Here is a 22,649-nt window from a genome sequence, read left to right as displayed (position 1 = left end):
AGGCACGGGGTGCCTCCGTCAGTGGCACGCGGTGACGAAGTCTCTCTGGATTTCCGCAGGTGAGAGGCGTTTGAGCGGGAGTGTGCTCGGGTGTCACGCCCGGGGCGCGCAGCCCAGGACGTGCGCCTTCACGAGTTCCGCGATGCGGGGGTCACGGCGCTTGAAGGCGGCGACCAGTTCCTCGTGCTCCTCGGCGTACGACTGCTGCTGGGTGCCGAGCCAGCGGATCGACAGGGCCGTGAACACCTCGATGCCGAGGCCTTCCCAGGTGTGCAGCAGCACGGAGTTGCCGGCCGCGCGGACCAGTTCGCGGTGGAAGGCGACGGTGTGGCGGACCTGGGCGGTGCCGTCGGAGATGCGGTCGGCCTCGTACAGAGCGCTGACGTGGGGTTCCAGAGCCGAGCAGTCCTCGGCGAGCCCCTGGGCGGCCAGTTCCGCGGCGATGGCTTCCAGGCCGGCCCGGACCGGGTAGCTCTCCTCCAGGTCGGCGGCCGTCAGGTTCCGCACGCGGACGCCCTTGTTCGGGGCGGACTCGATCAGGCGCAGGGACTCCAGTTCGCGCAGGGCCTCGCGGACCGGGGTCTGACTGACCTCCAGCTCGGTGGCGATCCGGCGCTCGACGATCCGCTCGCCCGGCTGCCAGCGTCCGCTGATGATCCCCTCCAGGATGTGCTCGCGGATCTGCTCGCGCAGCGAGTGGACGACGGGCGCGGTCATGAAGGCTCCTCAGTCGGGATTGACGCTTAGACAATACGGCCGGTTCGCTCCGCGGGTGGGGTGGGTGACGGTGCTTTGGTGCAGGTGAGACGAGACTTACATGGAGGTCCTGGGGTCGTCGTGCGGCTGACGGTCGTGAGGGGTTGCTCGCGCCCACGCGGCGCAGCCGCATATCGAGACAGCCCCGCGCCCCCAACACGGTGCCCCCGCCCGGAGATATCCGGACGGGGGCACCGTACTGCTGCTAAGGGGGGCTACAGCCCGAGCTCGACCTCGAACTCGCCCGCCTCAAGGATGGCCTTGACCGCCGTCAGGTAACGGGCCGCGTCGGCGCCGTCCACCAGACGGTGGTCGTAGGACAGGGTCAGGTACGTCATGTCGCGGACGCCGATGGCCGTGCCCTCCTCCGTCTCGATGACGGCGGGGCGCTTGACCGTGGCGCCGATGCCGAGGATGGCGACCTGGCCCGGCGGCACGATGATCGTGTCGAAGAGCGCGCCACGCGACCCGGTGTTGCTGATGGTGAAGGTCGCGCCGGACAGCTCGTCCGGGGTGATCTTGTTGGCGCGGACCTTGCCGGCCAGCTCCGCCGTGGCCTTGGCGATACCGGCGAGGTTGAGGTCACCGGCGTTCTTGATGACCGGGGTCATCAGGCCCTTCTCGGAGTCCACCGCGATACCGATGTTCTCGGTGTCGAAGTAGGTGATGGTCCCCTCAGCCTCGTTGATCTTGGCGTTGATGGGCGCGTGCGCCTTCAGCGCCTGGGCCGCGGCCTTGACGAAGAACGGCATCGGGGAGAGCTTGACGCCCTCACGGGCCGCGAACGCGTCCTTGGCACGGGCGCGCAGCTTCATCAGGCGGGTGACGTCGACCTCGACGACCGAGGACAGCTGGGCCTGCTCGTGCAGGGCCTTGACCATGTTGTCGCCGATGACCTTGCGGATCCGCGGCATCTTGATGGTCTGGCCGCGCAGCGGGGACGCCTCCAGCGCCGGGGCCTTCTTCGCGGCGGCCGGAGCAGCCGCGGCCGGAGCCGGGGCAGCGGCGGCGGCCTTGGCGGCCTCGGCGGCGGCCATGACGTCCTGCTTGCGGATACGGCCGCCGACGCCGGTGCCCTTGACGGCGGCCAGGTCGACGCCGTGCTCGGCGGCGAGCTTGCGCACCAGCGGGGTGACGTAGGCGCCGTCGTCGGCCGGCTTGGCGGCGGCCGGGGCGGCCGGTGCCTGGGCCGGAGCCGGGGCGGGAGCAGGAGCGGCCGGGGCCGGGTCGGGAGCCGGGGTGACCTGCTGCTGCGGAGCCGGGGCCGACGGAGCCTGCGGTGCCTGAGCCTGCGGTGCCTGAGCCTGCGGGGCCGGGGCGGGCTGCGCCGGAGCCGGGGTGGGCTCGGGCTGGGCCGGGGCGGCCGGGGCCTCCTGCGCGGGGGCGGCGGCCGGAGCGGCACCCGCCTCGCCGATGACGGCGAGCTTGGCACCGACCTCGGCGGTCTCGTCCTCGCCGACCACGATCTCCAGCAGCGTGCCCGAGGCGGGCGCCGGGATCTCGGTGTCGACCTTGTCGGTGGAGACCTCGAGCAGCGGCTCGTCGGCCTCGACGCTGTCCCCGACCGACTTCAGCCAGCGGGTGACGGTGCCCTCGGTGACGGACTCGCCGAGCGCGGGCAGGACCACGTCCGTGCCCTCGGCGGAGCCGCCACCGGCGGCGGCGTCGGCGGTGGGAGCGGGCGCCGGAGCGGCCTGCTCGGTGGACGGGGCGGCCGGGGCCGGCTCGGGAGCGGGCTCGGCGACCTGCTCGGCCTGCGGGGCCTGCTCGGCGGCGGGGGCGCCGCTGCCGTCGTCGATCAGGGCCAGCTCGGCGCCGACCTCGACCGTCTCGTCCTCGGCGACCTTGATGGAGGACAGCACGCCGGAGGCGGGGGAGGGGATTTCGGTGTCGACCTTGTCGGTGGAGACCTCGAGCAGCGGCTCGTCGGCCTCGACGCGCTCACCCTCGGCCTTCAGCCAACGGGTGACGGTGCCCTCGGTGACGCTCTCGCCGAGCGCCGGAAGGGTTACGGAAACCGCCATGGTTTCGGTTGCTCCTTACGGAAAGTGCGGAAGTCTGTCGTCGCGTTCGTCGACCGAGGGGTCAGTCGTGCGAGTGGAGCGGCTTGCCGGCCAGGGCCAGGTGGGCCTCGCCGAGCGCCTCGCTCTGCGTCGGGTGGGCGTGGATGAGCTGCGCGACCTCGGCGGGCAGCGCCTCCCAGTTGTAGATCAGCTGGGCTTCGCCGACCTGCTCGCCCATGCGGTCGCCGACCATGTGGACGCCGACGACGGCACCGTCCTTGACCTGGACGAGCTTGATCTCGCCCGTGGTGCCCAGGATCTTGCTCCTGCCGTTGCCCGCGAGGTTGTACTTCAGAGCGACGACCTTGTCCGCGCCGTAGATCTCCTTGGCCTTGGCCTCGGTGATACCGACGGAGGCGACCTCCGGGTGGCAGTACGTCACCCGCGGGACACCGTCGTAGTCGATCGGAACGGTCTTCAGACCGGCCAGGCGCTCCGCCACCAGGATGCCCTCGGCGAAGCCGACGTGCGCGAGCTGGAGGGTGGGGACGAGGTCGCCGACGGCGGAGATGGTCGGCACGTTGGTGCGCATGTACTCGTCGACCAGGACGTAGCCGCGGTCCATGGCGACGCCGGCCTCCTCGTAGCCCAGGCCCTGCGAGACCGGGCCGCGCCCGATGGCGACGAGCAGGATCTCGGCCTCGAACTCCTTGCCGTCGGCGAGGGTGACCTTGACACCGTCCTGGGTGTACTCGGCCTTCTCGAAGAAGGTGCCCAGGTTGAACTTGATGCCGCGCTTGCGGAAGGCGCGCTCCAGCAGCTTGGAGGAGCTCTCGTCCTCGACCGGGACGAGGTGCTTCAGGCCCTCGACGATGGTGACGTCGGTGCCGAAGGACTTCCACGCGGAGGCGAACTCGACGCCGATGACACCGCCGCCGAGGATGACCGCGGACTTCGGCACGCGATCCAGGACGAGGGCGTGGTCCGAGGAGATGATCCGGTCGCCGTCGATCTCCAGGCCGGGCAGCGACTTCGGCACGGAGCCGGTCGCGAGGAGCACGTGGCGGCCCTGGACGCGCCGGCCGTTCACGTCGACGGAGGTCGGGGAGGACAGCCGCCCCTCACCCTCGATGTAGGTCACCTTGCGGGAGGCGACGAGCCCCTGGAGCCCCTTGTACAGGCCGGCGATCACGCCGTCCTTGTACTTGTGGACACCGGCGATGTCGATGCCCTCGAGGGTGGCCTTCACACCGAACTGCTCGCTCTCGCGGGCCTGGTCGGCGATCTCGCCCGCGTGCAGCAGGGCCTTGGTGGGGATGCAACCCCGGTGCAGGCAGGTGCCGCCGACCTTGTCCTTCTCGATCAGGGCGACGTCCAGGCCCAGCTGCGCCCCGCGCAGCGCCGCGGCGTAACCACCGCTGCCACCGCCGAGGATCACTAGGTCGAAAACGGTGCTGGCGTCGTTCGCCACGTCACGTCCTCCATGCATGTGCGCCGTACGCCGGTCGTCACTGACCGGCAGGCGGCTGGTGTCCGGCCGCTCGTTCTTCGGCCCTTCGGTGGGGCCCTGTCCTGCCGAGCCCCATCTTCGCACTTGTCAGCACAGAAGGAGACGCCGGGCTGCTGTGTGAGACACCCCACGTTCCGACCAGGGGCGCGGGGAACTGCTGACCAGCCCCCCCCGCGACCCGTACCCGGGAAATCAGCCCAGGTCGCCCGAAGCCGTCAGCTCGGCAAGCCGGACCAGCGTCCGCACGCCACTGCCCGTCCCGCCCTTGGGCGTGTACCCGAACGGCCCGCCCTCATTGAAGGCAGGCCCGGCGATGTCGAGGTGCGCCCAGGCGATGCCCTCACCCACGAACTCGCGCAGGAACAGCCCGGCGACCAGTCCGCCGCCCATCCGCTCACCCATGTTCGCGATGTCGGCCGTGGGCGAGTCCATCCCCTTGCGCAGGTACTCCGGCATCGGCATCGGCCACGCCGGCTCCCCGACCTCCTCCGCCGTCTCGTACACCGCCGTACGGAAGGCGTCGTCGTTGCCCATGACCGCGAACGTCCGGCTCCCCAGCGCCAGCACCATCGCCCCGGTCAGCGTCGCGACGTCCACGATCGCGTCCGGCTTCTCCTGGGACGCCGCCCACAGCGCATCGGCGAGCACGAGCCGGCCCTCCGCGTCGGTGTTGAGCACCTCCACCGTCTTGCCGCTGTACATCCGCAGCACGTCACCCGGACGGGTCGCAGAGCCGGAGGGCATGTTCTCGGCCAGCGCCAGCCAGCCGGTGACGTTGACCTCCAGCCCCAGCCGGGCGGCGGCCACGACCGCGGCGAACACGCTGGCCGCGCCGCTCATGTCGCACTTCATCGTCTCGTTGTGACCGGCCGGCTTCAGCGAGATGCCGCCCGAGTCGTACGTGATGCCCTTGCCGACGAAGGCGAGGTGCTTCTTCGCCTTGGAGGAGGTGTAGGACAGCTTCACCAGGCGCGGTCCTGCCGCCGAGCCGGCCCCGACGCCGAGGATGCCGCCGTAGCCTCCCTTCTCCAGGGCCTTCACGTCGAGCACCTGCACCTTGATGCCGTGCTCCTTGGCCGCGGCCTGGGCGATCGCGGCGAACGCCTCGGGGTTCAGGTCGTTCGGCGGGGTGTTGACCAGGTCGCGGGCGCGGTTGAGCTCCTCGGACACGGCGACGGCACGCTCGACGGCGGCCTTGTACGCCTTGTCGCGGGGCTTGCCGCCGAGCAGGGTGACCTCGGCGAGGGGGGCCTTGCCGTTCTTCGCCTTGGGGTCCTTGCCGTTGTCCTTGTAGGCGTCGAAGGAGTACGCGCCGAGCAGCGCGCCCTCCCCGACCGCGCCGGCGTCGGCGGCGTCCGTCAGGGGCAGGGCGAAGGCGGCCTTCTTCGACCCGGTCAGGGCGCGGGCGGCGACGCCGGCGGCCTTGCGCAGGGCCTCGGTGTCGTAGGCGGCGTCCTTCTCGGGCACCGCGCCCAGGCCCACGGCCAGCACGAGCGGTGCCTTGAAGCCGGACGGCGCCGGCAGCTTCGTCACCTCGCCCTCGGCACCGGAGGCGCCGAGGGTCTCCAGAACGCCGGCGAGCCTGCCGTCGTACGCCTTGTCCACGGCCTCGGCGCCCGGTGCGACGACCGGTCCCTTGGCACCCTTGGCGACACCGATCACGATGGCGTCGGCCCGCAGACCGGGCGCCGCGGCGGTGCTGAGAGTGAGAGCAGTCACGGTGGTGAAATCTCGCTTCCGATGTGAAGTTGCTGTGGTCGAACGGTGTGGGTCGACCGGGCCCGACAGCCGACCCTATTGCGACCTCAGGGCTCGGATATCACGGGGCCTTCCCCGGTGCGGCGAACACTCGACGACGAGACTACGCGCGTGGTCGTGTTCGCTCATTCCTGCGGGCGTTCACCTGTCGGTGGCGTAGTGGCCATTTCTTGATCCTCTATGTCGGTGAACTGAGTCACACTCGTCGGGATCCGGTGAGCGCCCTGCTCACCGCTTTGCATGATTTCCACGGGTCCTCCTCTGTTCGACCGCAAGGGGATCCCGGGGATCTTCTGGGGGAGGAACCATGGCGCAGCGTGCGCGCAGATGGAGAAGCACGGCCGCCGCGGTGACGGCGGCGGGCCTTATCACGGCCGGGGCGATGGCCCCGGGGGCGGCGGCCGCGGAGGAACCACGCATCGATCTGAAGGTGCTGGTGGTGGACAACGGCGACAGCCCCGTCCGGGCCGTCACCGCCCAGCTGAGGAGCACGGGCGTCCCGTACACGACCATCGACCTGAACGACGCCGGTCGCCCGAAGATCACCGAGTCGTTCCTGAGCGACACGGTGAACGGCAGCCCCCGAGCCAAGTACCAGGGCGTCGTCCTGCCGAACGAGTCCCCGTTCGGGGCGGGCTCCGCCGAGCAGACCGCCCTGGAGGCGTACGAGCGGACGTTCGGCATCCCGCAGGTCGACGCCTACACCTGGGCGCACCCCGAGGTCGGCCTCGACTACACCAGCGAGGGTGGCTGGGCGGGCGCTCTTGACGGGCGCGAGGCGTCCGTCACCGCGGCCGGCAAGGCGGGCTGGTTCGGCTACCTCGACGGCGCGTTCCGGTTCGAGGACAACTCGGCGTCCACACAGGAGAGTTACGGCTACGTGGCCCGGCCCCGCGCCGGCTTCACCAGCTACGTCGACATCCCCGTGCCCGGCGGCACCGGCCGCGGCAGCCTCGTCGGCGAGTACGCCCACGACGGCCGCCGCGAACTCGTGGTGACCTTCGCCTACAACACCAGCCAGCAGCAGTTCCGGCTGCTGGCCCGGGGCATCGTCGAGTGGCTCACCCAGGGCGTGCACCTGGGCCGGGCCCGCAACTCCTTCGCCGTGCACATCGACGACGTGTTCGCCCCGGACAGCCGCTGGGACACCGAGCGCAACTGCACCCCGGGCGACTTCGACTGCGCGGGCGGCGACGGCGAGGGCACCACGCCGATCCGCATGACCGCGGGCGACGCCGAATACGCCGCCCAGTGGCAGCGCGAGCACGGCTTCACCATGGACATGGTCTACAATGCCGGCTCGGGCGAGGAGTGGAAGACCCAGCACGGCGGCACCGACGCCCTGACCGACCGGCTGCTCGGCGACAAGGCGCAGTACCGCTGGGTCAACCACACCTACACGCACCCCTTCCTCGGCTGTGTGCAGGACACCTCCACCGTGCCGTGGAGCTGCGCGAAGAACGCCGACGGCTCGACCAAGTACATGAGCCGCGCCGAGATCGCCGCGCAGATCCGCGACAACCACGACTGGGCCGTGAACAAAGGCCTCCCCGTCGAACGCACGGAACTGGTCACCGGCGAGCACTCGGGCCTGAAGACGCTGCCCCAGCAGCCCGCCGACAATCCCAACCTGGCCGGCGCCCTGGCCGACACCGGCGTCAGGTGGATCGCCTCGGACAACTCACGCGAGCCCGAGCAGCGCGCGATCGGCAAGGCCCTGACCGTGCCGCGCCACCCGATGAACGTGTACTACAACGTGGGCACGGCGGCCGAGATGGCCGACGAGTACAACTGGGTCTACACCTCGCGGGCCGACGGCGGCAGCGGCGTCTGCGAGGAGAACCCCACGTCCACATGCCTGGACGAGCCGCTCGACCTCACCACCGGTTACGCCGAGCACATCGTCCCGCAGGAGGCGCGCACCGCCCTCGGGCACGTCCTCGCCGGCGACCCCCGGCCGCACTACGCGCACCAGTCCAACCTGGCCGAGGGCCGGCTGCTCTACCCGGTCATGGAGAGGGTGCTCGACGACTACCGGGCGCTGTTCGCCGACAACACCCCGCTGGAGAATCCCCGGCACAGCGCCATCGGCACCGAGGTGCAGCGCCGCGCCGCCTGGCAGAACGCCCTGGCGAACGGACGCGTGACGGCGTACCGGATCGGCACCACCGTCACCGTCACCGCACCGTCCGGCACCCAGATCCCGGTGACCGCGCCGGACGGCACGCAGAAGCAACTCCTGCTGGGCACGGCCGCCTTCGGCACCCCGTACGCGGGAGCCCGTTCGGCCTGGACGACCCCGGAAGCACTCCAGTCGGCTCTGACACTGAAGTTGCCCCAGAGCCTTTAGGGGCGCGGGGAACTGCGCGACCAGCCCACACGAAGCCCGCAACTCGGCATCCGGGCAGCAGTTCCCCGCACAAGATCCGCACCACAGGGGGGAAACACCGCATGAGGCGAACAGGCCGTCATGTCACCATGCTCACGGAAGGCACCTACCCGCACGTCCACGGCGGCGTCAGCACCTGGTGCGACCAGCTCGTCAAGGGCATGCCCGAGGTCGACTTCCACATAGTCTCGCTCACCGGCAGCGGCCGCGAACCCGTCACCTGGGAGCTGCCGCCCAACGTCTACCAGCACACCTCCGTGCCGACCTGGGGCCCGCGCCCCGGCCGCGCGAGGCCCCCGTACGGCAGGGCCCGCCGCCGCTTCACCGAGACCTACGAGCGTTTCCTGCTCTCCTTCCTCGACCCCGGCTCGCACGCCGACTTCGGCGAGTCCCTGAACGAGCTGGCCGAACTGGCCCGGGACGGGCGCCTGCCGGCCGCGTTGCGCACCGAGTCGGCGCTGCGGGCGCTGATGTGGATCTGGACGATGCCGCATCTGCCGACGGCTGCCGCCCGCCCCACCGTGCACGACGCGCTGACCGCGACCGACCTGCTGGAACACGCCCTGCGCCCGCTCGGCGTCCGGATCCCCGAGGACTCCGTCGCGCACGCCGTCAGCAGCGGACTCGCGACCCTGCCCGCGCTCGCCGCCCGCCACCTGGACGGTGTGCCGTTCCTGCTCACCGAGCACGGCATCTACCTGCGTGAGCGCTACCTCGGCTACCGCCGCGACACCCAGCGCTGGCCCGTGAAGGCGTTCATGCTCGGCTTCTACCGCGAGCTGAACTCCCACGGCTACCGGGCCGCCGACCTGATCACGCCGTGCAACCAGTACAACCGCCGCTGGGAGGAGCGCGGCGGTGCCGACGCCGACAAGATCCGCACGGTCTACAACGGCGTCGACCCGGCCGCCTTCCCGCACGCCGGCCCCGAGCCCGAGGTCCCCACCCTGTCCTGGTGCGGCCGGATCGACCCCATCAAGGACCTGGAGACCCTGATCCGCGCCTACGCGATGGTGCGCGCCGAGATCCCTGCGACCCGGCTGAGGCTCTTCGGCCCGGTCCCGCCCGGCGGCGAGGCCTACCGCACCCGCCTGGAGAAGCTCGCCGCCGAACTGGGCGTCACCGACGGCCTGACCTTCGAGGGCCGCATCAGCGAAGTCTGGCGCGCCTACGCGGCCGGGCACCTCGTCATGCTGTCGTCGATCTCCGAGGGCTTCCCGTTCTCCATCATCGAGGCCATGTCGTGCGGCCGTACGACGGTGTCGACGGACGTCGGGGGAGTGCGCGAGGCCGTCGGCGACACGGGCCTGGTCGTGCCGCCGCGCGAGCCGGAGAAGATGGCCGCCGCCGCGCTGACTCTGCTCAAGGACGACCAACGGCGCCTCGAACTGGGGCAGTTGTCTCGTCAGCGCGTCATCGACCGGTTCACGCTGCGCCGCTCGGTGGACGCCTTCCGCACCATCTACAAGGAACTCGCGGGCGAGGACGAGGTGTACGAGCCGACGCTGGAGACCGTCGCCGACTGGACGCTGGAACTGCGCGACCCCTGGTACGCGGCCGTCGCGACGGACGGAGCGGGCTGGTGAGCGGAAGCGTCTGGCTGCCCCCGGGCTCCCGCCCGGACACCCTCCCCGCCATCCCCCGGCAGCGCACCCCCAGCTGGGCCCAGCCCGACCCGGTCGACGAACTCGCCGTCCGCCTGGAGGACTTCATAGCCGCGGCCGTCCACCCGGACGAGATTGCCGCGCTCCTGGAGTCCGACGGCCTCTCCGACGACCAGATACGCCAGCGGTACGGCGTGAAGAACTCCTTCGCGCTCGCCGAGACCCTCTACGAACGCGTCGAGCGCCGTTACCCCGAGCCCGACGGCCCCGTCCACGACCCCTGGCGGATCGGACTGCTCGGCTGCCTGCTGCGCGGTGTCGTCTTCGCCCTGCCCGGCCTCGCCTACGTCCTCGGCGCGCCCCTGTTCACGGGCCCCGACGACTTCGGCCTCCCCGCGGGCACGGTCCCGCTGCTGGCCGGCGCCCTGTGCGGCTGGACGTGGAACCAGGGCCTCGCCCACCGGGCCTACGCCTGGCTGGGGCTGGGCGACCGGATGGCCGCCCGACGCGCCCTGCTGCTCGGCGCCCCGGCCGGTGCCCTGCTCGGCGCGCTGGTCGCCCTGGTGTGCGCGGGCGGCGCAGCCCCGGCCGTGATCGCCTTCGCCGCCGGGCAGTCCTGCTACCTGGCGGCGGCGACCGTGCTGCTGGTGATGGGCCGCGAACGGTTCCTGCTGGCCGCGCTCGCACCGATGGCGATGGGCGCGGTCCTGTCCCTGGTCGACCCGCTGCCCGAGGCCGCGAGCCTGGCCCTGCTGCTGGGGTCCCTGGCGGCGGTCGCGGCCCTCGCCGTGCGCGAAGCGGCACCCGCCCTCACAGAACCGGGCGAGGGCGGCTGGACCGCCGGCCTCGTCGCCCTGCTGCCCTTCGGCGGCTTCGGCACCCTCCCCGCGCACCGGCGCCCCGCCGGACCCCGGCTCACGGGCTCCCTGCCGTACGCCCTGTTCGGACTCGGTACCGGCGTCCTCGTGCTGTACGCGGCACTCGGCGACGTCCTCGCCGGCGAGGACCACAGCGCGGTCGCCGCGCCCGCCGCCGTCGCGCTCACCCTCAGCATGGGCCCCGCCGAGTGGCTGCTGTACCGCTTCCGCAGCGACAGCCTCGCCGGCCTGCGCTCCAGCAGCACCGCCCGGGACTTCTGGCAGACCACGCTCCTGACGGTCGTCCAGTGCCTGGCCGCCTATCTCGCCGCGCTGCTCGCGCTGAGCCTCGCCGCCTCCGCCCTGTGGCCGCACTCCCCGGTCCCGGGCGGCGTCCGGCTGGCCGGGCTGCTCCTGCTGGGCGTGGTCCTGTGGACGGGCCTGCTGCTCCAGTCGTTCGGCGCGGTGGCCGGCGCGACGGCGGTGTGCTGCGCCGCGGCCCTCGCCCAGACCCTGCTCCTCGCCACCCGCACCGGTGACCCGCACACGGCGGGCCTGGCCGTGTACGGTACGGCGGCCGTCGTCCAGGCCGCCCTGGTGTGCGCGCTGCTGGGGAGGGCAACCGCCCACCGATGAGCACTCTCCTGGTCCCGTACTACGAGCACCCGTCCGCCCGCCCCGCCGAATGGGACAGGATCGTGGCGGCAGCGCCCCGCCTCTACGGGGTCGTCCTCAACCCGGCCAGCGGCCCCGGCGACCGCCCCGACGCGGCCTTCGCCGAGGTCGCCGGCCGGCTGCGCGCGGCGGGCGTCCGGGTCCTCGGATACGCCGACACCGACTACGGCCGCCGCGCCGCCACCGACGTCGTCAGCGACCTCACCCGGCACCGCGACTGGTACGGCACCGACGGCGCCTTCCTCGACCAGGTCCCCTCCGGGCCCGAGCAGTTCGAGCACTACCAGAAGCTGGCGGTCGCCGCCTGGGGCGTCGGCTGCGGCACTCTGGTCCTCAACCACGGCACGGCACCGCACCCCTGCTACGCCCGCATCGCCGACGTCCTCGTCACCTTCGAGGGCACCTGGGAGTCCTACCGCGCCCTGCCTCCCCAGCAGTGGCCCGGCGACAGCGGGGTGCGGCTGTGCCACCTGGTGTACGGCGTGCCGCCCGGCGCCGACCCCGAGGGCCTGGCGCGGGAGCGGGGCGCGGCGGTGCACTGCGCGGTGCCCGGAACCGGAGATCATCCTTGGGGCACACTGCCGTACACCCTGCACAACCCGGAGAACGCCCCGTGAGACGCCCCCTGCTCGCCGCCCTGCTCGTCCTGCTGCTCGCGGGCTGCACCCAGGGCCCCGACGACAAGCCCGGCCCCCGCTGGCAGCCCCGCCCGGGCACGGCCTGGCAGTGGCAGCTCAGCGGCCGCCTGGACACCTCCGTCGACGTGCCGGTCTACGACATCGACGGCTTCGACCACTCCGAGGCCACCGTCGCCCGGCTGCACCGCGAGGACCGCAAGGTCATCTGCTATCTGTCCACGGGCGCCTGGGAGGAGTTCCGCCCGGACGCGGAGAAGTTCCCGCAGGCCGTCCTGGGCCGGGGCAACGGCTGGCAGGGCGAACGCTGGCTCGACATCCGCCGCATCGACGTCCTGGAGCCGCTCATGGCGGCCCGCATGGACATGTGCCGCGACAAGGGCTTCGACGCGGTGGAGCCGGACAACATGGACGGCTACCGCAACGACACGGGCTTCCCGCTGACCGCCGCCGACCAGCTCCGCTACAACCGCCTCATCGCCCGCCTGGCCCACGACCGGGGCCTGGCCGTCGGCCTGAAGAACGACCTAGACCAGATCCCGGAGCTGGCCGGGGACTTCGACTTCGCGGTCAACGAACAGTGCGCCCAGTACGACGAGTGCGGGGCCCTGAAGCCGTTCGTCGAGGCGGGCAAGGCCGTCTTCCACGTCGAGTACGAGGTGCCCACCGGCGACTTCTGCGCCGAGTCCCGCCGTCTACGCTTGAGTTCACTGCTCAAGAAGTACGAACTGGGGGCGTGGCGACAGGCGTGCTGAGCCCGGGCCCGGTGACCGAAGTCCGGCTCAGCCCAGCGACAGAACGACCAGGGCCGTCGTCGCCGCCGTCTCCGCCAGGCCGCCGAACACGTCTCCGGTGATCCCGCCGAAGCGGCGCGTGCAGTGGCGCAGGAGCGCTTCGGCGGCGGCCAGGGACAGGACGACCGCGAGCACGGCCCGGACCAGGTCACCGGGCCCGAAGACGGCGCCCGCGGCCGCCGCCACGCCCGCGACCGCGACCGCGGCGACCAGCGCCCCCCGCACCGGCACCACACCCGCCACCGCCGCCCCCAGCCCCTCCGGCCGCGCCGCCGGCACCCCGGACCGGGCCGCGAGGGTCAGGGCCAGCCGGGCGACCGTCGCGGAGACGACGGCGGCGCACGCGCCCCGAGCCCAGGAGGTGTCGTAGGCCTGGGCGAGCGCGGCGATCTGCGCCAGCAGGGCGAGGACGAGGGTGATGACCCCGAACGGCCCGATGTCCGACTGCTTCATGATCCGCAGGGCGTCCTCGGCGGGCTTCCCGCTGCCCAGCCCGTCGGCGGTGTCCGCGAGCCCGTCGAGGTGCAGCCCCCGGGTCAGGACGGCGGGGACGGCGACGGTGACCACGGCGGCGAGCAGCCCGCCCGCACCGAGGAACAGCAGCACCAGCCCGACGGCGGCGGCAGCGGCACCGACAGCGAGCCCGGCCAGCGGAGCGCAGAGCATCCCGCCGCGCGCGGCTTCCCGGTCCCACCGGGTCACCCGGACCGGGAACACCGTGAGGGTGCCGAAGGCGAAGCGGAGACCGTCGAGCGGCGGGGTTCTGGGCACCGGCGCAGGCTACCCGCCGGTCAGAAGAGCGGATGCGGCGGCCGAGGATAAAGTGCGCATATGGGATGGATGGAGCGGAACATCATCGAACCCGGCAAGCTGCCGCTGCTCCTCGCCCTCGTCTCCTTCGTGCTGACCTTCGTGATCACCCGGGGCATCACCCGCCTCATCCGGGCGGGCAAGGGCCCTTTCCGCAACGTCAGCGGCAGCGGCGGCGTCCACATCCACCACGTGGTCCCCGGCGTCATCCTGACGATCATCGGCGGCTTCGGCGCGGTGGCCGGCGGCCAGTACGGCTTCGGCTCGGCACTGAGCGCGGTGGTCTTCGGCATCGGCGCGGGTCTCGTCCTCGACGAGTTCGCCCTGGTCCTGCACCTGGCGGACGTCTACTGGACCGAAGCCGGCCGCAAGAGCGTCGAGATGGTCGTCCTCACCGCCTCCCTCGTCGGACTGCTCCTGATCGGCTTCTCACCCCTGGGCGTCAACGACCTCTCGGACGACCAGGAGCAGAACCGCGCCACCGTGATCGTGAACATCGTCGTGAACTTCGGGTTCGCCCTCATCGCCCTGTTCAAGGGCAGGACCCGCCTCGCGGTCTTCGGCGTGATCGTCCCCGTCATCGCCCTGATCGGCGCCGTTCGGCTGGCCCGTCCGGGCTCCTACTGGGCCAAGCGCTTCTACCGGCGCCGCCCCCGCGCCCGCGCCAAGTCCAGCCTGCGGGCCTATCGCCACGACCGCCGCTGGATCGGCCCCCGGCGCGTGTTCCAGGACTGGATCGGCGGCGCGCCCGACCCCCAGCCGGCCCGGTCCCTCGAACACCGCTGACGCGCCGCCGACGCACCGCGCCGACCGCGCACACCACCAGCACGGCCATGATCGCCGCCAGGTGCTCCTTGCCCGCCAGGTTCTCCTTCAGGGCGATCTCGGCCACCATCGCCACGATCACCGCACCGGCCGTGACGTACGCGCGGTAGCGCCAGCCCAGACAGACGGCCAGTCCCACCACTGCCGCCGACGGCCCGGTGTCCACGACCCGCGCGTCCGAGGCGGGCAGGCCCAGCGGGACGTCCGGGCCCAGCCAGATGCCCAGGCGGGCGTACAGCGTGCCCGCGAGCGTCGCGAGGTACGCGACGAGCAGCGTCCGTCTCCGGCCCAGGCAGAGCTCCGCGATGCCGAACACCAGCAGGATCTGCGCCAGCGCCCCCCACACCGGCAGATCCAGCGCGGGCACGAACAGCGACAGCGGCGTCCGCAGGAGCGCGAGCCACAGCGGGTCCTCGGCCCGCACCGCACCGATGTCCTGCACGAACCGGTAGCCCCACAACTGGTTGTGCGCGAAGTGCAGCACGGCGGTGAGGCACACGGCCGCGACCGCCATCGGCACGGCCGGCGGCCGCCGCTCCCGCAGCGGCCCGCGCACGGCCGCGTACAGCGGCCCCCATTCGGCGCGGGCCCAGCGGGCGAGCGTGGTCATCGGGTCGTCCTCGTCCGTATGTCGGTACGTCGGCGTGCGTGGTGTCCGTGCATCGGTGAAACCGACACCACACGCGAAGACCGACCGGAACGGGACGAAGTTGAGCCAGGTGTGCGTGACCTGGATCTCCCGGAACGCTACTGCTCGGGGGGAACCTCCGGGGCCTCGGAGACCTCAGCGGCCTCGGAGGTCTCCGGCTCCTCCGACTCCTTCGTCTTCTCGGGCAGCTCCGCCGCCAGCGCGGCCGCGGCCTGCACCAGGGGCAGCGCGAGCAGGCCGCCCGCGCCCTCGCCGACGGTCACGCCCTGGGTCAGCAGCGGCTCCAGGGCCATCCGGTCCAGCGCCTTGGCCTGCCCGGGCTCGCCGCTGTCGTGCGCGGCCAGCCACCAGTCCGGCGCCCGGAACGCGATCCGCTGCCCGACCAGCGCGCACGCGGCCGTCACGACCCCGTCCAGCACCACCGGCATCTTGCGCACCGCGCTCTGCAGCAGGAAGCCCGTCATCGCGGCGAGGTCGGCCCCGCCCACCGTCGCCAGCAGCTGCAACTGGTCCCCGAGAACCGGCCTGGCGCGGCGCAGCGCGTCGCGGATCGCCGCGCACTTGCGCATCCACGCCAGGTCGTCGATCGCCAGCCCGCCGCGGCCGGTGACGACCGACGCGTCGACCCCGCACAGCGCCGCGACCAGCACGCCCGCGGTCGTGGTCCCACCGACGCTCACATCGCCGAGCACCACCAGATCCGTACCGGAGTCGGCCTCCTCGTCGGCCACCGCGACCCCGGCCCGGAACGCCGCCTCGGCTTCCTCCAGGGTCAGCGCGTCCTCGACGTCGATACGCCCGCTGCCGCGCCGCACCCGGTGCCGTACGACGTCCTCGGGCAGGGCCTCCGGGTCGCAGTCCAGGGCCATGTCGACGATCCGCACCGGCACGCCCAGCCGCCGCGCCAGCACCGACACGGGCCGGCCGCCCTCCAGCACCTCCCGCACCAACTCCCCGGCGCCACCCGCCGGCCGGGCCGAGACGCCCAGCTCGGCGACGCCGTGGTCACCGGCGAAGAGCACCACCCGCGGCCGTTCGATCGGCCGCACCGGCACGGCCGACTGCGCCGCCGCCAGCCACTCACCCAGGTCGTCCAGGCGGCCCAGTGACCCGGGCGGCACGATCTGCCGCTCCCGGCGCGCTTCGGCGTCACGGCGCATCCCGCCGTCCGGACGCTCGATCAGATCGGTGAAGTCGTCGAGATTAAGCGAGCTCATTCGCCGAACAGTACCGGCACCGCTCGAACAGCACGGCGCCACATCGCGACTCCATGGCGGCGACGTCGTTGCACCCGAGATCGCCATCCCATACGTTCCGTTTTGCAGCGGATTGTCGTGCGTCCCTGCCGTACGCCTCGCGCCCGGGAGCCGCCCATGACCGCACAGCCCGCCCCCTCCGCACCCCCCGTCCAAGCGACCACACGGGTCCACGAGCCGCGCCGCGAGGACTGCCCCTGGTGCGGCTCCGCCCGGCTGCGGAACCGGCTGCGCACCGGTGACCTGCGGCAGTACAAGCCGGGCAGCTTCACCGTCGACGAGTGCCGGGACTGCGGCCACACCTTCCAGAACCCCCGCCTCACGTTCGAGGGCCTCGCGCTCTACCACCGGACGGTGCGCGGAGCGCCCCGGGACGTCGCGGCCGACACCCTCCTCGCGCTGCGCGCCAGCCGGCTCCGCCACCGCTCGGCCGCCCGCGCGATGCTCCGCTTCGGGGAGCCGGAGAGCTGGCTGGACGTGGGGACGGGCCACGCCCGCTTCCCCGCGACGGCCCGGGAGTTCTTCCCGTACACCTCCTTCGACGGCCTGGACCACACCCCGCGCGTGGTCCGCGCCCGCTCGGCCGACCGCGTCGAGGAGGCCCACGTGGGGCTCCTGACCAACCCCCGGATCGCGGCCGCCCTGCGCGCCCGCTACGACGTGGTCAGCATGCTCCACCACCTGGAGGGCACCCCCGACCCCCGCGCGGAACTCCACGCCGCCCTCGAAGCCCTGCGCCCCGGCGGCCACCTGCTCATCGAGACCCTCAACCCCCGCAGCGTGTACGCCGCGCTACTGGGCCGCTGGTGGCTCGCCTACGACCAGCCCCGCCATCTGCACCTGCTTCCCCCGCACAACCTCCGCGCGGAACTGGAGGCGGCCGGCTGCACGATCGCCCTCCTGGACCACCGCCCCGTCCACATCCCCCACGACCTCTCGGGCGCCACGGCCCTGGCCCTCTCCCACGCCCTCCCCGTCCCCGACACCCCCTGGCGAGCGGTCCCCCCATCCCCGCTCCACCGCCACACCCGCACGGCCCTCCTCCGAGCGGGCATCCCCCTGGTGGCCCTGGCATCGGCAGCGGATCACCTCCTGGCCCCCGTGGCCAGCCGCACCCGCTTCGCGAACACGTACCGGGTGGTCGCCCGTAAAGCCACCTAGAGGGTCTGTCGTTTGGATCAGATCGCAGACGCGGGGCCTGGCACGCGCATCTGCGGCGTTGTCGTCGGTTGCCGATGCTCCGCATCGACGCCCTCCTCCGCCTTGCAGCTGCACGCACCAGGCCCCGCTCACCGGCGCCGAAAGGCGCCGCCGATTCCCTGCGACCTGATCCAAACGGCAGGCCCTGGCTGCGGGCAGTCGTGCCGTTTGGGGCGGCACCCGTCCCAAACGGCACCTCGTCGCGTCGAGCTGCGCACCCACCCGGCCCCAGCCCGGACGCCGCGCACCGCTCACCCCCGCAGCACCACCGCCTGCCCGGCCACCACCAACAGAACATGCTCACACTCGTCCGCGAACCCCGCGTTCAACCGCCCGAGTTCATCCCGATACCGCCGTCCCGACGCAGTCGACGGCACGATCCCCGACCCCACCTCGTTCGACACGGCGACAACGGTCCGCCGAGTCGCACGCACCGCTTCCGTCAACTCCCGCACCCGCTCCCGCAACGCCTTCTCCCCCCGCTCCGCCCACACCGCGTCGTCCCACGCCCCCGCGGCATCCATCGCATCCGTCAGCCACAACGACAGACAGTCGATGAGCAACGGCGGCCCCTCCTCCTCCAGCAGCGGCACCAGATCGCACGTCTCGACCGTCCGCCACGACCCCGGCCGCCGCTCCCGATGCGCGGCCACCCGCGCCGACCACTCGGTGTCCCCGTTCCGCGACCCGCCCGTCGCCACGTACAGCACGTCCGGAAAGGCCTCCAGCCTCCGCTCGGCCTCCACCGACTTGCCCGACCGCGCCCCGCCCAGCACCAGCGTCCGCCGCGGCACGTCCGGCACGTCCTCGTACGCCCCCACTGCCAGCGTCGTCCCGTCCGGCACGGCCCGCGCCCCGGCCGCCGCGAGCCGCCGCCCGATCTCCGGCCCGGGCGGCACGTCGTGGTCCAGATGGACGGCGACCACATCGGTCGTCGGCCCCACCGCCCCCACCGCCCGCAGCTTCGCCAGCGCGTCCGGCCGCCCCACGACATCCGCGAGCACCATGTCGTACGACTCGGCCGGCTCCTCGAGCCCCGCCGGCGCCCCGCCCGGCGGCAGGTACAGCAGCCGCTGCCCCTCCGACCCGGTCACCGCGTACCCCGTGCCCGGCGCGTCCATCGCCACCGCCCGGACCCGGTGCCCCGTCAGCAGCGTCAACTCCCGCCGGTCCGGCACCCGGCCGGGTTGCGGCAGCCCTGCCGGCACCTCGACCGCGGGCCCGTCGTGCGGATGCGACAGCAGCACCTGCCGTACGCCGGTCAGGGAACGGCCCGCCCGCGCCGCCGCGAACGCGGCTCCGGGCGTCAGGTCGAGCAGCAGCGCCCCGTCCAGGAGCAGCGCGGTGGCCGCCCGCGCGTCCGGGCCGAGGGCAGCCGCACAGGCCGCGCAGGGACAGTGGGGGCGGGGGAGTCCCGCGGGGGCGCCGGTGCCGAGGAGAGTGAGTTCCACGCACCGATTTTCGCTTGCCCACGCGGCTCCTGCGCGCCTGGAGCCCCTATGGAGCATCCACCGTCCCCGTATGGAGCCTCGCACGGAGTCCCTGGGCGGTCTCGCACGGAATTCGCGCGTGACAACCCGCGCGTGAGCGGTCACCCGCAGTCCTATGACGGCACACCCGGCGGAGCGCATAGGCTCTCGTCAGGAGCCGGACCGAGATCCGGCTTTTGCTGTGCAGTGTGCTCACACACATGGGAGGCGTACATGGCGGCATGGACGTGGCGGTTCGAGAAGACCGACGGGACGGAGGTCCAGCCCGCGGTGCCGCCGGAGGAGTTCCCCACCCAGGGGGACGCCGAGTCCTGGATCGGGGAGCACTGGAAGGCCCTGCTGGAAGGCGGCGCCGACCAGGTGCGGCTGTTCGAGGACGCCACGGAGATCTACGGGCCGATGAGCCTGCACGCGACCGACGCGTGAGCCCGGGGGCGGGGGCCGACGGCCCTCGCCCACCTCCTCGTCCGCTGCCTCAGCCGCGGACGCCGCACAGGTGCAGCAGCGCTGCCACCCCGCGGTACGGATCCGTCCGCCCGGCCTTCTCCTCCACCGCGAGCAACGTCTCCACGTCGGCCGGGACCTCGGCGCCGTCCGCAGCCGTGTCCGTGAACACGCGCACCCCGTACCAGGCGTGCAGCGGCGCCCCGATCCCGGCGAGCGTCGCCGTCAGGTCCTTCAGCCGGTCGGCCCGTACGTCCAGCCCCAGGCGGATGGGAGTCCCCCTGTTCGAGTCTGTTCGAGAATGGGGGAGGTAAGCGGTCGTGTCGAAGGCGGCCAGCGCGCCCGCCCAGTCGCCGGACAGCCCCGGCCGGATCGCGAGCGCGTCGCCGTTGCGCACGAGCAGGGACAGCAGTCCGCCGGGCGCGAGCATCCGGGCCAGGCCCGCCAGCAGCGGGTCGGGCTCCTCCACGTACATGAGCACGCCGTGGCACAGCACCACGTCGAAACTGCCCGGCAGGAAGTGCACGCCGGTGTCCCGGCCGTCGCCCTCGATGATCCGCATCCGCTCCCGGATGCCCTCCGGTTCCCCGGCGAGGGATTCCCGGGCCACGGCGATCATCTTCGCGTCCTGCTCCAGACCGGTCACCTGGTGCCCGGCCCGGGCCAGCCGCAGCGCCTGTGTGCCCTGGCCCATCCCGACGTCGAGCACCCGCAGCCGCTTGCCGACCGGGAAGCGCCCGACTATCTGCTCGTCCAGCTGCCGGGCCACCAGCTCCTGCCGGACGACATCGCGCAGCCCGCCCGGCTTGTCCAGCCAGGCATCCGCCGCGCCCCCGGAGAACGATGTCGCGGTCAGGGCCGCTCTCCGCGCTTGACCTGCGGCTTCGGCAGCCGGAGCCGGCGCATCTGGAGAGAGCGCATCAGGGCGTAGGCGACCGCGCCGCGCTTGTTCTGGTCCGCGAAGCGCTCGTTGAGCTGCTTCTTCAGGCGGAACGCCGTGACGAACGAGTCGAGCACGATCAGCACGATCACCACGAGCCACAGCAGCAGCGCGATGTTCTGGAGCGCGGCCACCCGCACCATGCTCAGCACGAGGATGACCACGGCCATCGGCAGGAAGAACTCCGCGATGTTGAACCGCGAGTCGACGAAGTCGCGCGCGAACCGGCGGACCGGCCCCTTGTCACGCGCGGGCAGGTACCGCTCGTCGCCGCTCGCCAGCGCCTGACGCTGGCGCTCCAGCGCGCTGCGGCGCTCCTCGCGCTGCCGCTTGGCGGCCTCCTTCCGCGTCATCGACGTGTTGGCGACGCTGCGGCGCTGGGACTGGGCCTCACTGCGCTTGGGCGTGGGCCTGCCCTTCGGGGCTTGCGGGTCGCGGGGCTGCTTGGAGAAGTTCACCGGCGCCTTGTCGGCGGCCTGGGCCTTCTCATCCTTCGCACGGCTACGGAACACAAAACCCAAGGGTAAGGGCTTCCCGGGCATGGACCCCAGTCCCGTGGGGAACGATCCGGCAACACCAGTCGTCTGTAAGGGGACAGAGGGGACGTTGTGTACGCACCCGGTCGTTCCCGGGACGTGCGGCTCCGGTTACCCGGGGTATCCCGGGTTACCCCGGGGGCCACCTACTCCCTACGCCGGAGCGGGAGCGTGCTCAGTCGTCCTTGGGGATGAGCGCATCCGTCCCCGAACAGTGCGGTAATGGATGCAGGGCCCGTACTGTGGGTTCTGTCGCAGGAGCTGGAGCCGGAGTCGGTCAGAAGGGGGCGCGCGAAGCCCATGAGCGGTGTCATGAAGCGTATGGGGATGATCTTCCGCGCGAAGGCGAACAAGGCCCTTGACCGGGCCGAGGACCCGCGCGAGACCCTCGATTACTCGTACCAGAAGCAGCTGGAGCTGCTCCAGAAGGTCCGCCGCGGTGTCGCCGACGTGGCGACCTCGCGCAAGCGCCTGGAACTCCAGCTGAACCAGTTGCAGTCCCAGTCCACCAAGCTGGAGGACCAGGGCCGCAAGGCGCTCGCGCTGGGCCGTGAGGACCTGGCCCGTGAAGCGCTGTCCCGCCGGGCCGCCCTCCAGCAGCAGGTGACCGACCTGGAGACCCAGCACGCGACGCTCCAGGGCGAGGAGGAGAAGCTCACCCTCGCGGCCCAGCGGCTCCAGGCCAAGGTCGACGCCTTCCGTACGAAGAAGGAGACGATCAAGGCGACGTACACCGCGGCCCAGGCGCAGACCCGCATCGGCGAGGCCTTCTCCGGCATCTCCGAGGAGATGGGCGACGTCGGCCTGGCGATCCAGCGGGCCGAGGACAAGACGGCCCAGCTCCAGGCCCGCGCCGGCGCCATCGACGAACTGCTCGCCTCCGGTGCCCTGGAGGACCCCTCCGGCATGCACAAGGACGACCTCCAGGCCGAGCTGGACCGGCTCTCCGGTGGTACGGATGTAGAGCTGGAACTGCAGCGCATGAAGGCCGAACTGGCCGGCGGCTCGAGCGCCGGGCAGCAGGCCCTCGAAGGTGGCACGAGCCAGCAGCAGTCCCAGCAGCAGCCGCAGGACACCCCGCGCTTCGACAAGCAGTAGGGGCCCACGCCTAGGAGGGCGACATGATCGTTCGGATCATGGGGGAGGGCCAGGTGAGGCTGGCCGACGGCCACCTCGCCGAACTGAACAAGCTGGACGACGAACTCCTGGCCGAAATGGAGAACGGCGACGGCCCCGGCTTCCGCCGCACCCTCCAGGCCCTGCTGACCAGGGTCAGAGACCTGGGCGAACCCCTGCCCGACGACTCCCTGGAACCATCGGAACTGATCCTCCCGTCCCCGGACGCGACCCTGGAGGAAGTCAGGGAGCTGCTGAGCGACGACGGCTTGATTCCGGGCTGAAGCTACGTAACCGCGGGCATACGTGCCGCCCAGGGCGGAACGGGTGGGCGCGGCCGCACCCCGCCGCGCCGGGTTGCGCCATCGCCCCGCCCTCAGCTCCCACGCCGAGCACCTCACA

Annotated in this window: 19 protein-coding genes and 1 pseudogene; 10 read left to right on the top strand and 10 right to left on the bottom strand. The window is 72.3% G+C overall.

Features of this window, described 5'->3' with window-relative positions; all coding sequences use genetic code 11:
• Positions 1–93 precede the first annotated feature (93 nt).
• The 4 genes from HDA41_RS11040 to HDA41_RS11025 all read right to left on the bottom strand — a co-directional run bounded on the left by HDA41_RS11040 (position 94) and on the right by HDA41_RS11025 (position 5,988).
• Positions 94–717 (bottom strand): GntR family transcriptional regulator, encoded by a 624-nt coding sequence (locus HDA41_RS11040; RefSeq protein WP_184982998.1) that lies wholly within the window; start codon positions 715–717, stop codon positions 94–96.
• 254 nt (positions 718–971) lie between these two features.
• On the bottom strand, positions 972–2,780 hold the full coding sequence (gene sucB, locus HDA41_RS11035) for a 2-oxoglutarate dehydrogenase, E2 component, dihydrolipoamide succinyltransferase (RefSeq protein ID WP_184982996.1): 1,809 nt from the start codon (positions 2,778–2,780) through the stop codon (positions 972–974).
• Positions 2,781–2,841: 61 nt separating this feature from the next.
• Positions 2,842–4,230, bottom strand: a complete 1,389-nt coding sequence (gene lpdA / locus HDA41_RS11030; protein WP_184982994.1) for a dihydrolipoyl dehydrogenase — start codon at positions 4,228–4,230, stop codon at positions 2,842–2,844.
• A gap of 231 nt (positions 4,231–4,461) precedes the next feature.
• The gene (locus tag HDA41_RS11025; protein WP_184982992.1) at positions 4,462–5,988 is read right to left on the bottom strand and encodes a leucyl aminopeptidase; all 1,527 of its coding nucleotides are present in this window, start codon (positions 5,986–5,988) and stop codon (positions 4,462–4,464) included.
• A 346-nt stretch (positions 5,989–6,334) separates the two neighbouring features.
• Here HDA41_RS11025 and HDA41_RS11020 point away from each other — a divergent pair, with 346 nt between their 5' ends.
• From HDA41_RS11020 to HDA41_RS11000, 5 genes are all read left to right on the top strand, one after another.
• Positions 6,335–8,377: a hypothetical protein gene (locus HDA41_RS11020; RefSeq protein WP_184982990.1), complete on the top strand. Its 2,043-nt coding sequence runs from the start codon at positions 6,335–6,337 to the stop codon at positions 8,375–8,377.
• Between the two features lie 101 nt (positions 8,378–8,478).
• Positions 8,479–10,002, top strand: a complete 1,524-nt coding sequence (pelF, locus tag HDA41_RS11015; protein WP_184982988.1) for a GT4 family glycosyltransferase PelF — start codon at positions 8,479–8,481, stop codon at positions 10,000–10,002.
• Entirely contained in the window at positions 9,999–11,513 is a 1,515-nt protein-coding gene (locus HDA41_RS11010) for a hypothetical protein (protein WP_184982986.1), read from the top strand. Before pelF ends, HDA41_RS11010 begins: the two co-directional genes overlap by 4 nt.
• Positions 11,510–12,169, top strand: a complete 660-nt coding sequence (locus HDA41_RS11005; protein ID WP_184982984.1) for a spherulation-specific family 4 protein — start codon at positions 11,510–11,512, stop codon at positions 12,167–12,169. Before HDA41_RS11010 ends, HDA41_RS11005 begins: the two co-directional genes overlap by 4 nt.
• On the top strand, positions 12,166–12,942 hold the full coding sequence (locus HDA41_RS11000; RefSeq protein ID WP_184982982.1) for an endo alpha-1,4 polygalactosaminidase: 777 nt from the start codon (positions 12,166–12,168) through the stop codon (positions 12,940–12,942). The genes HDA41_RS11005 and HDA41_RS11000 overlap by 4 nt, the downstream gene beginning before the upstream one ends.
• Before the next feature lie 27 nt (positions 12,943–12,969).
• On the opposite strand, the gene HDA41_RS10995 is transcribed toward HDA41_RS11000, so the two are convergent.
• On the bottom strand, positions 12,970–13,752 hold the full coding sequence (locus HDA41_RS10995; RefSeq protein ID WP_184982979.1) for an adenosylcobinamide-GDP ribazoletransferase: 783 nt from the start codon (positions 13,750–13,752) through the stop codon (positions 12,970–12,972).
• Between the two features lie 60 nt (positions 13,753–13,812).
• On the opposite strand from HDA41_RS10995, the gene HDA41_RS41150 reads away from it, so the two are divergent.
• The gene (locus HDA41_RS41150; protein ID WP_230299390.1) at positions 13,813–14,577 is read left to right on the top strand and encodes a hypothetical protein; all 765 of its coding nucleotides are present in this window, start codon (positions 13,813–13,815) and stop codon (positions 14,575–14,577) included.
• Here the strand turns inward: HDA41_RS41150 and HDA41_RS10990 are convergent.
• Both HDA41_RS10990 and cobT read right to left on the bottom strand, forming a co-directional pair.
• Positions 14,576–15,226: pseudogene (locus HDA41_RS10990) on the bottom strand (hypothetical protein); the annotation flags it as partial. The gene HDA41_RS41150 and the pseudogene HDA41_RS10990 sit on opposite strands and share 2 nt — an antisense overlap.
• 137 nt (positions 15,227–15,363) lie before the next feature.
• Positions 15,364–16,482 (bottom strand): nicotinate-nucleotide--dimethylbenzimidazole phosphoribosyltransferase, encoded by a 1,119-nt coding sequence (gene cobT, locus HDA41_RS10985; RefSeq protein ID WP_184982975.1) that lies wholly within the window; start codon positions 16,480–16,482, stop codon positions 15,364–15,366.
• A gap of 156 nt (positions 16,483–16,638) precedes the next feature.
• On the opposite strand from cobT, the gene HDA41_RS10980 reads away from it, so the two are divergent.
• Positions 16,639–17,682, top strand: coding sequence for a class I SAM-dependent methyltransferase (locus HDA41_RS10980; protein WP_184982972.1), 1,044 nt, complete (start codon positions 16,639–16,641; stop codon positions 17,680–17,682).
• 290 nt (positions 17,683–17,972) lie between these two features.
• Here HDA41_RS10980 and HDA41_RS10975 read toward each other — a convergent pair whose 3' ends face one another.
• Entirely contained in the window at positions 17,973–19,172 is a 1,200-nt protein-coding gene (locus HDA41_RS10975; protein WP_184982971.1) for a bifunctional adenosylcobinamide kinase/adenosylcobinamide-phosphate guanylyltransferase, read from the bottom strand.
• A 252-nt stretch (positions 19,173–19,424) separates the two neighbouring features.
• Here HDA41_RS10975 and HDA41_RS10970 point away from each other — a divergent pair, with 252 nt between their 5' ends.
• Positions 19,425–19,637: a hypothetical protein gene (locus HDA41_RS10970; RefSeq protein WP_184982969.1), complete on the top strand. Its 213-nt coding sequence runs from the start codon at positions 19,425–19,427 to the stop codon at positions 19,635–19,637.
• Between the two features lie 49 nt (positions 19,638–19,686).
• Here HDA41_RS10970 and HDA41_RS10965 read toward each other — a convergent pair whose 3' ends face one another.
• Together HDA41_RS10965 and HDA41_RS10960 are read right to left on the bottom strand one after the other, a co-directional pair.
• Complete coding sequence (locus HDA41_RS10965; protein ID WP_184982967.1) at positions 19,687–20,424, bottom strand: class I SAM-dependent methyltransferase; 738 nt, start codon at positions 20,422–20,424, stop codon at positions 19,687–19,689.
• Positions 20,425–20,507: 83 nt separating this feature from the next.
• Positions 20,508–21,107 carry a DUF3043 domain-containing protein gene (locus HDA41_RS10960; protein ID WP_184982965.1) on the bottom strand — a complete coding sequence of 200 codons (600 nt, stop codon included), beginning with the start codon at positions 21,105–21,107 and terminating at the stop codon, positions 20,508–20,510.
• Between the two features lie 336 nt (positions 21,108–21,443).
• On the opposite strand from HDA41_RS10960, the gene HDA41_RS10955 reads away from it, so the two are divergent.
• Both HDA41_RS10955 and pspAA read left to right on the top strand, forming a co-directional pair.
• Positions 21,444–22,229, top strand: a complete 786-nt coding sequence (locus HDA41_RS10955) for a PspA/IM30 family protein (protein ID WP_150480420.1) — start codon at positions 21,444–21,446, stop codon at positions 22,227–22,229.
• 23 nt (positions 22,230–22,252) lie between these two features.
• Positions 22,253–22,531: a PspA-associated protein PspAA gene (gene pspAA / locus HDA41_RS10950; RefSeq protein WP_086605960.1), complete on the top strand. Its 279-nt coding sequence runs from the start codon at positions 22,253–22,255 to the stop codon at positions 22,529–22,531.
• Positions 22,532–22,649: the final 118 nt, after the last annotated feature.

The sequence above is a fragment of the Streptomyces caelestis genome (assembly GCF_014205255.1).
Classification (GTDB): Bacteria; Actinomycetota; Actinomycetes; order Streptomycetales; family Streptomycetaceae; genus Streptomyces; species Streptomyces caelestis.
This window is presented reverse-complemented; position numbering and strand designations above follow the sequence as displayed.

What these genes read in the sequence shown, in the direction of transcription:
- HDA41_RS10970 (WP_184982969.1), top strand. Translation starts at nt 19,425, where the DNA reads ATGGCGGCATGGACGTGGCGGTTCGAGAAGACCGACGGGACGGAGGTC.
- pelF (WP_184982988.1), top strand. Translation starts at nt 8,479, where the DNA reads ATGAGGCGAACAGGCCGTCATGTCACCATGCTCACGGAAGGCACCTAC.
- HDA41_RS11020 (WP_184982990.1), top strand. Translation starts at nt 6,335, where the DNA reads ATGGCGCAGCGTGCGCGCAGATGGAGAAGCACGGCCGCCGCGGTGACG.
- HDA41_RS10980 (WP_184982972.1), top strand. Translation starts at nt 16,639, where the DNA reads ATGACCGCACAGCCCGCCCCCTCCGCACCCCCCGTCCAAGCGACCACA.
- sucB (WP_184982996.1), bottom strand. Translation starts at nt 2,780, where the DNA reads ATGGCGGTTTCCGTAACCCTTCCGGCGCTCGGCGAGAGCGTCACCGAG.
- HDA41_RS41150 (WP_230299390.1), top strand. Translation starts at nt 13,813, where the DNA reads ATGGGATGGATGGAGCGGAACATCATCGAACCCGGCAAGCTGCCGCTG.
- pspAA (WP_086605960.1), top strand. Translation starts at nt 22,253, where the DNA reads ATGATCGTTCGGATCATGGGGGAGGGCCAGGTGAGGCTGGCCGACGGC.
- HDA41_RS11005 (WP_184982984.1), top strand. Translation starts at nt 11,510, where the DNA reads ATGAGCACTCTCCTGGTCCCGTACTACGAGCACCCGTCCGCCCGCCCC.
- HDA41_RS11040 (WP_184982998.1), bottom strand. Translation starts at nt 717, where the DNA reads ATGACCGCGCCCGTCGTCCACTCGCTGCGCGAGCAGATCCGCGAGCAC.
- HDA41_RS10955 (WP_150480420.1), top strand. Translation starts at nt 21,444, where the DNA reads ATGAAGCGTATGGGGATGATCTTCCGCGCGAAGGCGAACAAGGCCCTT.
- cobT (WP_184982975.1), bottom strand. Translation starts at nt 16,482, where the DNA reads ATGAGCTCGCTTAATCTCGACGACTTCACCGATCTGATCGAGCGTCCG.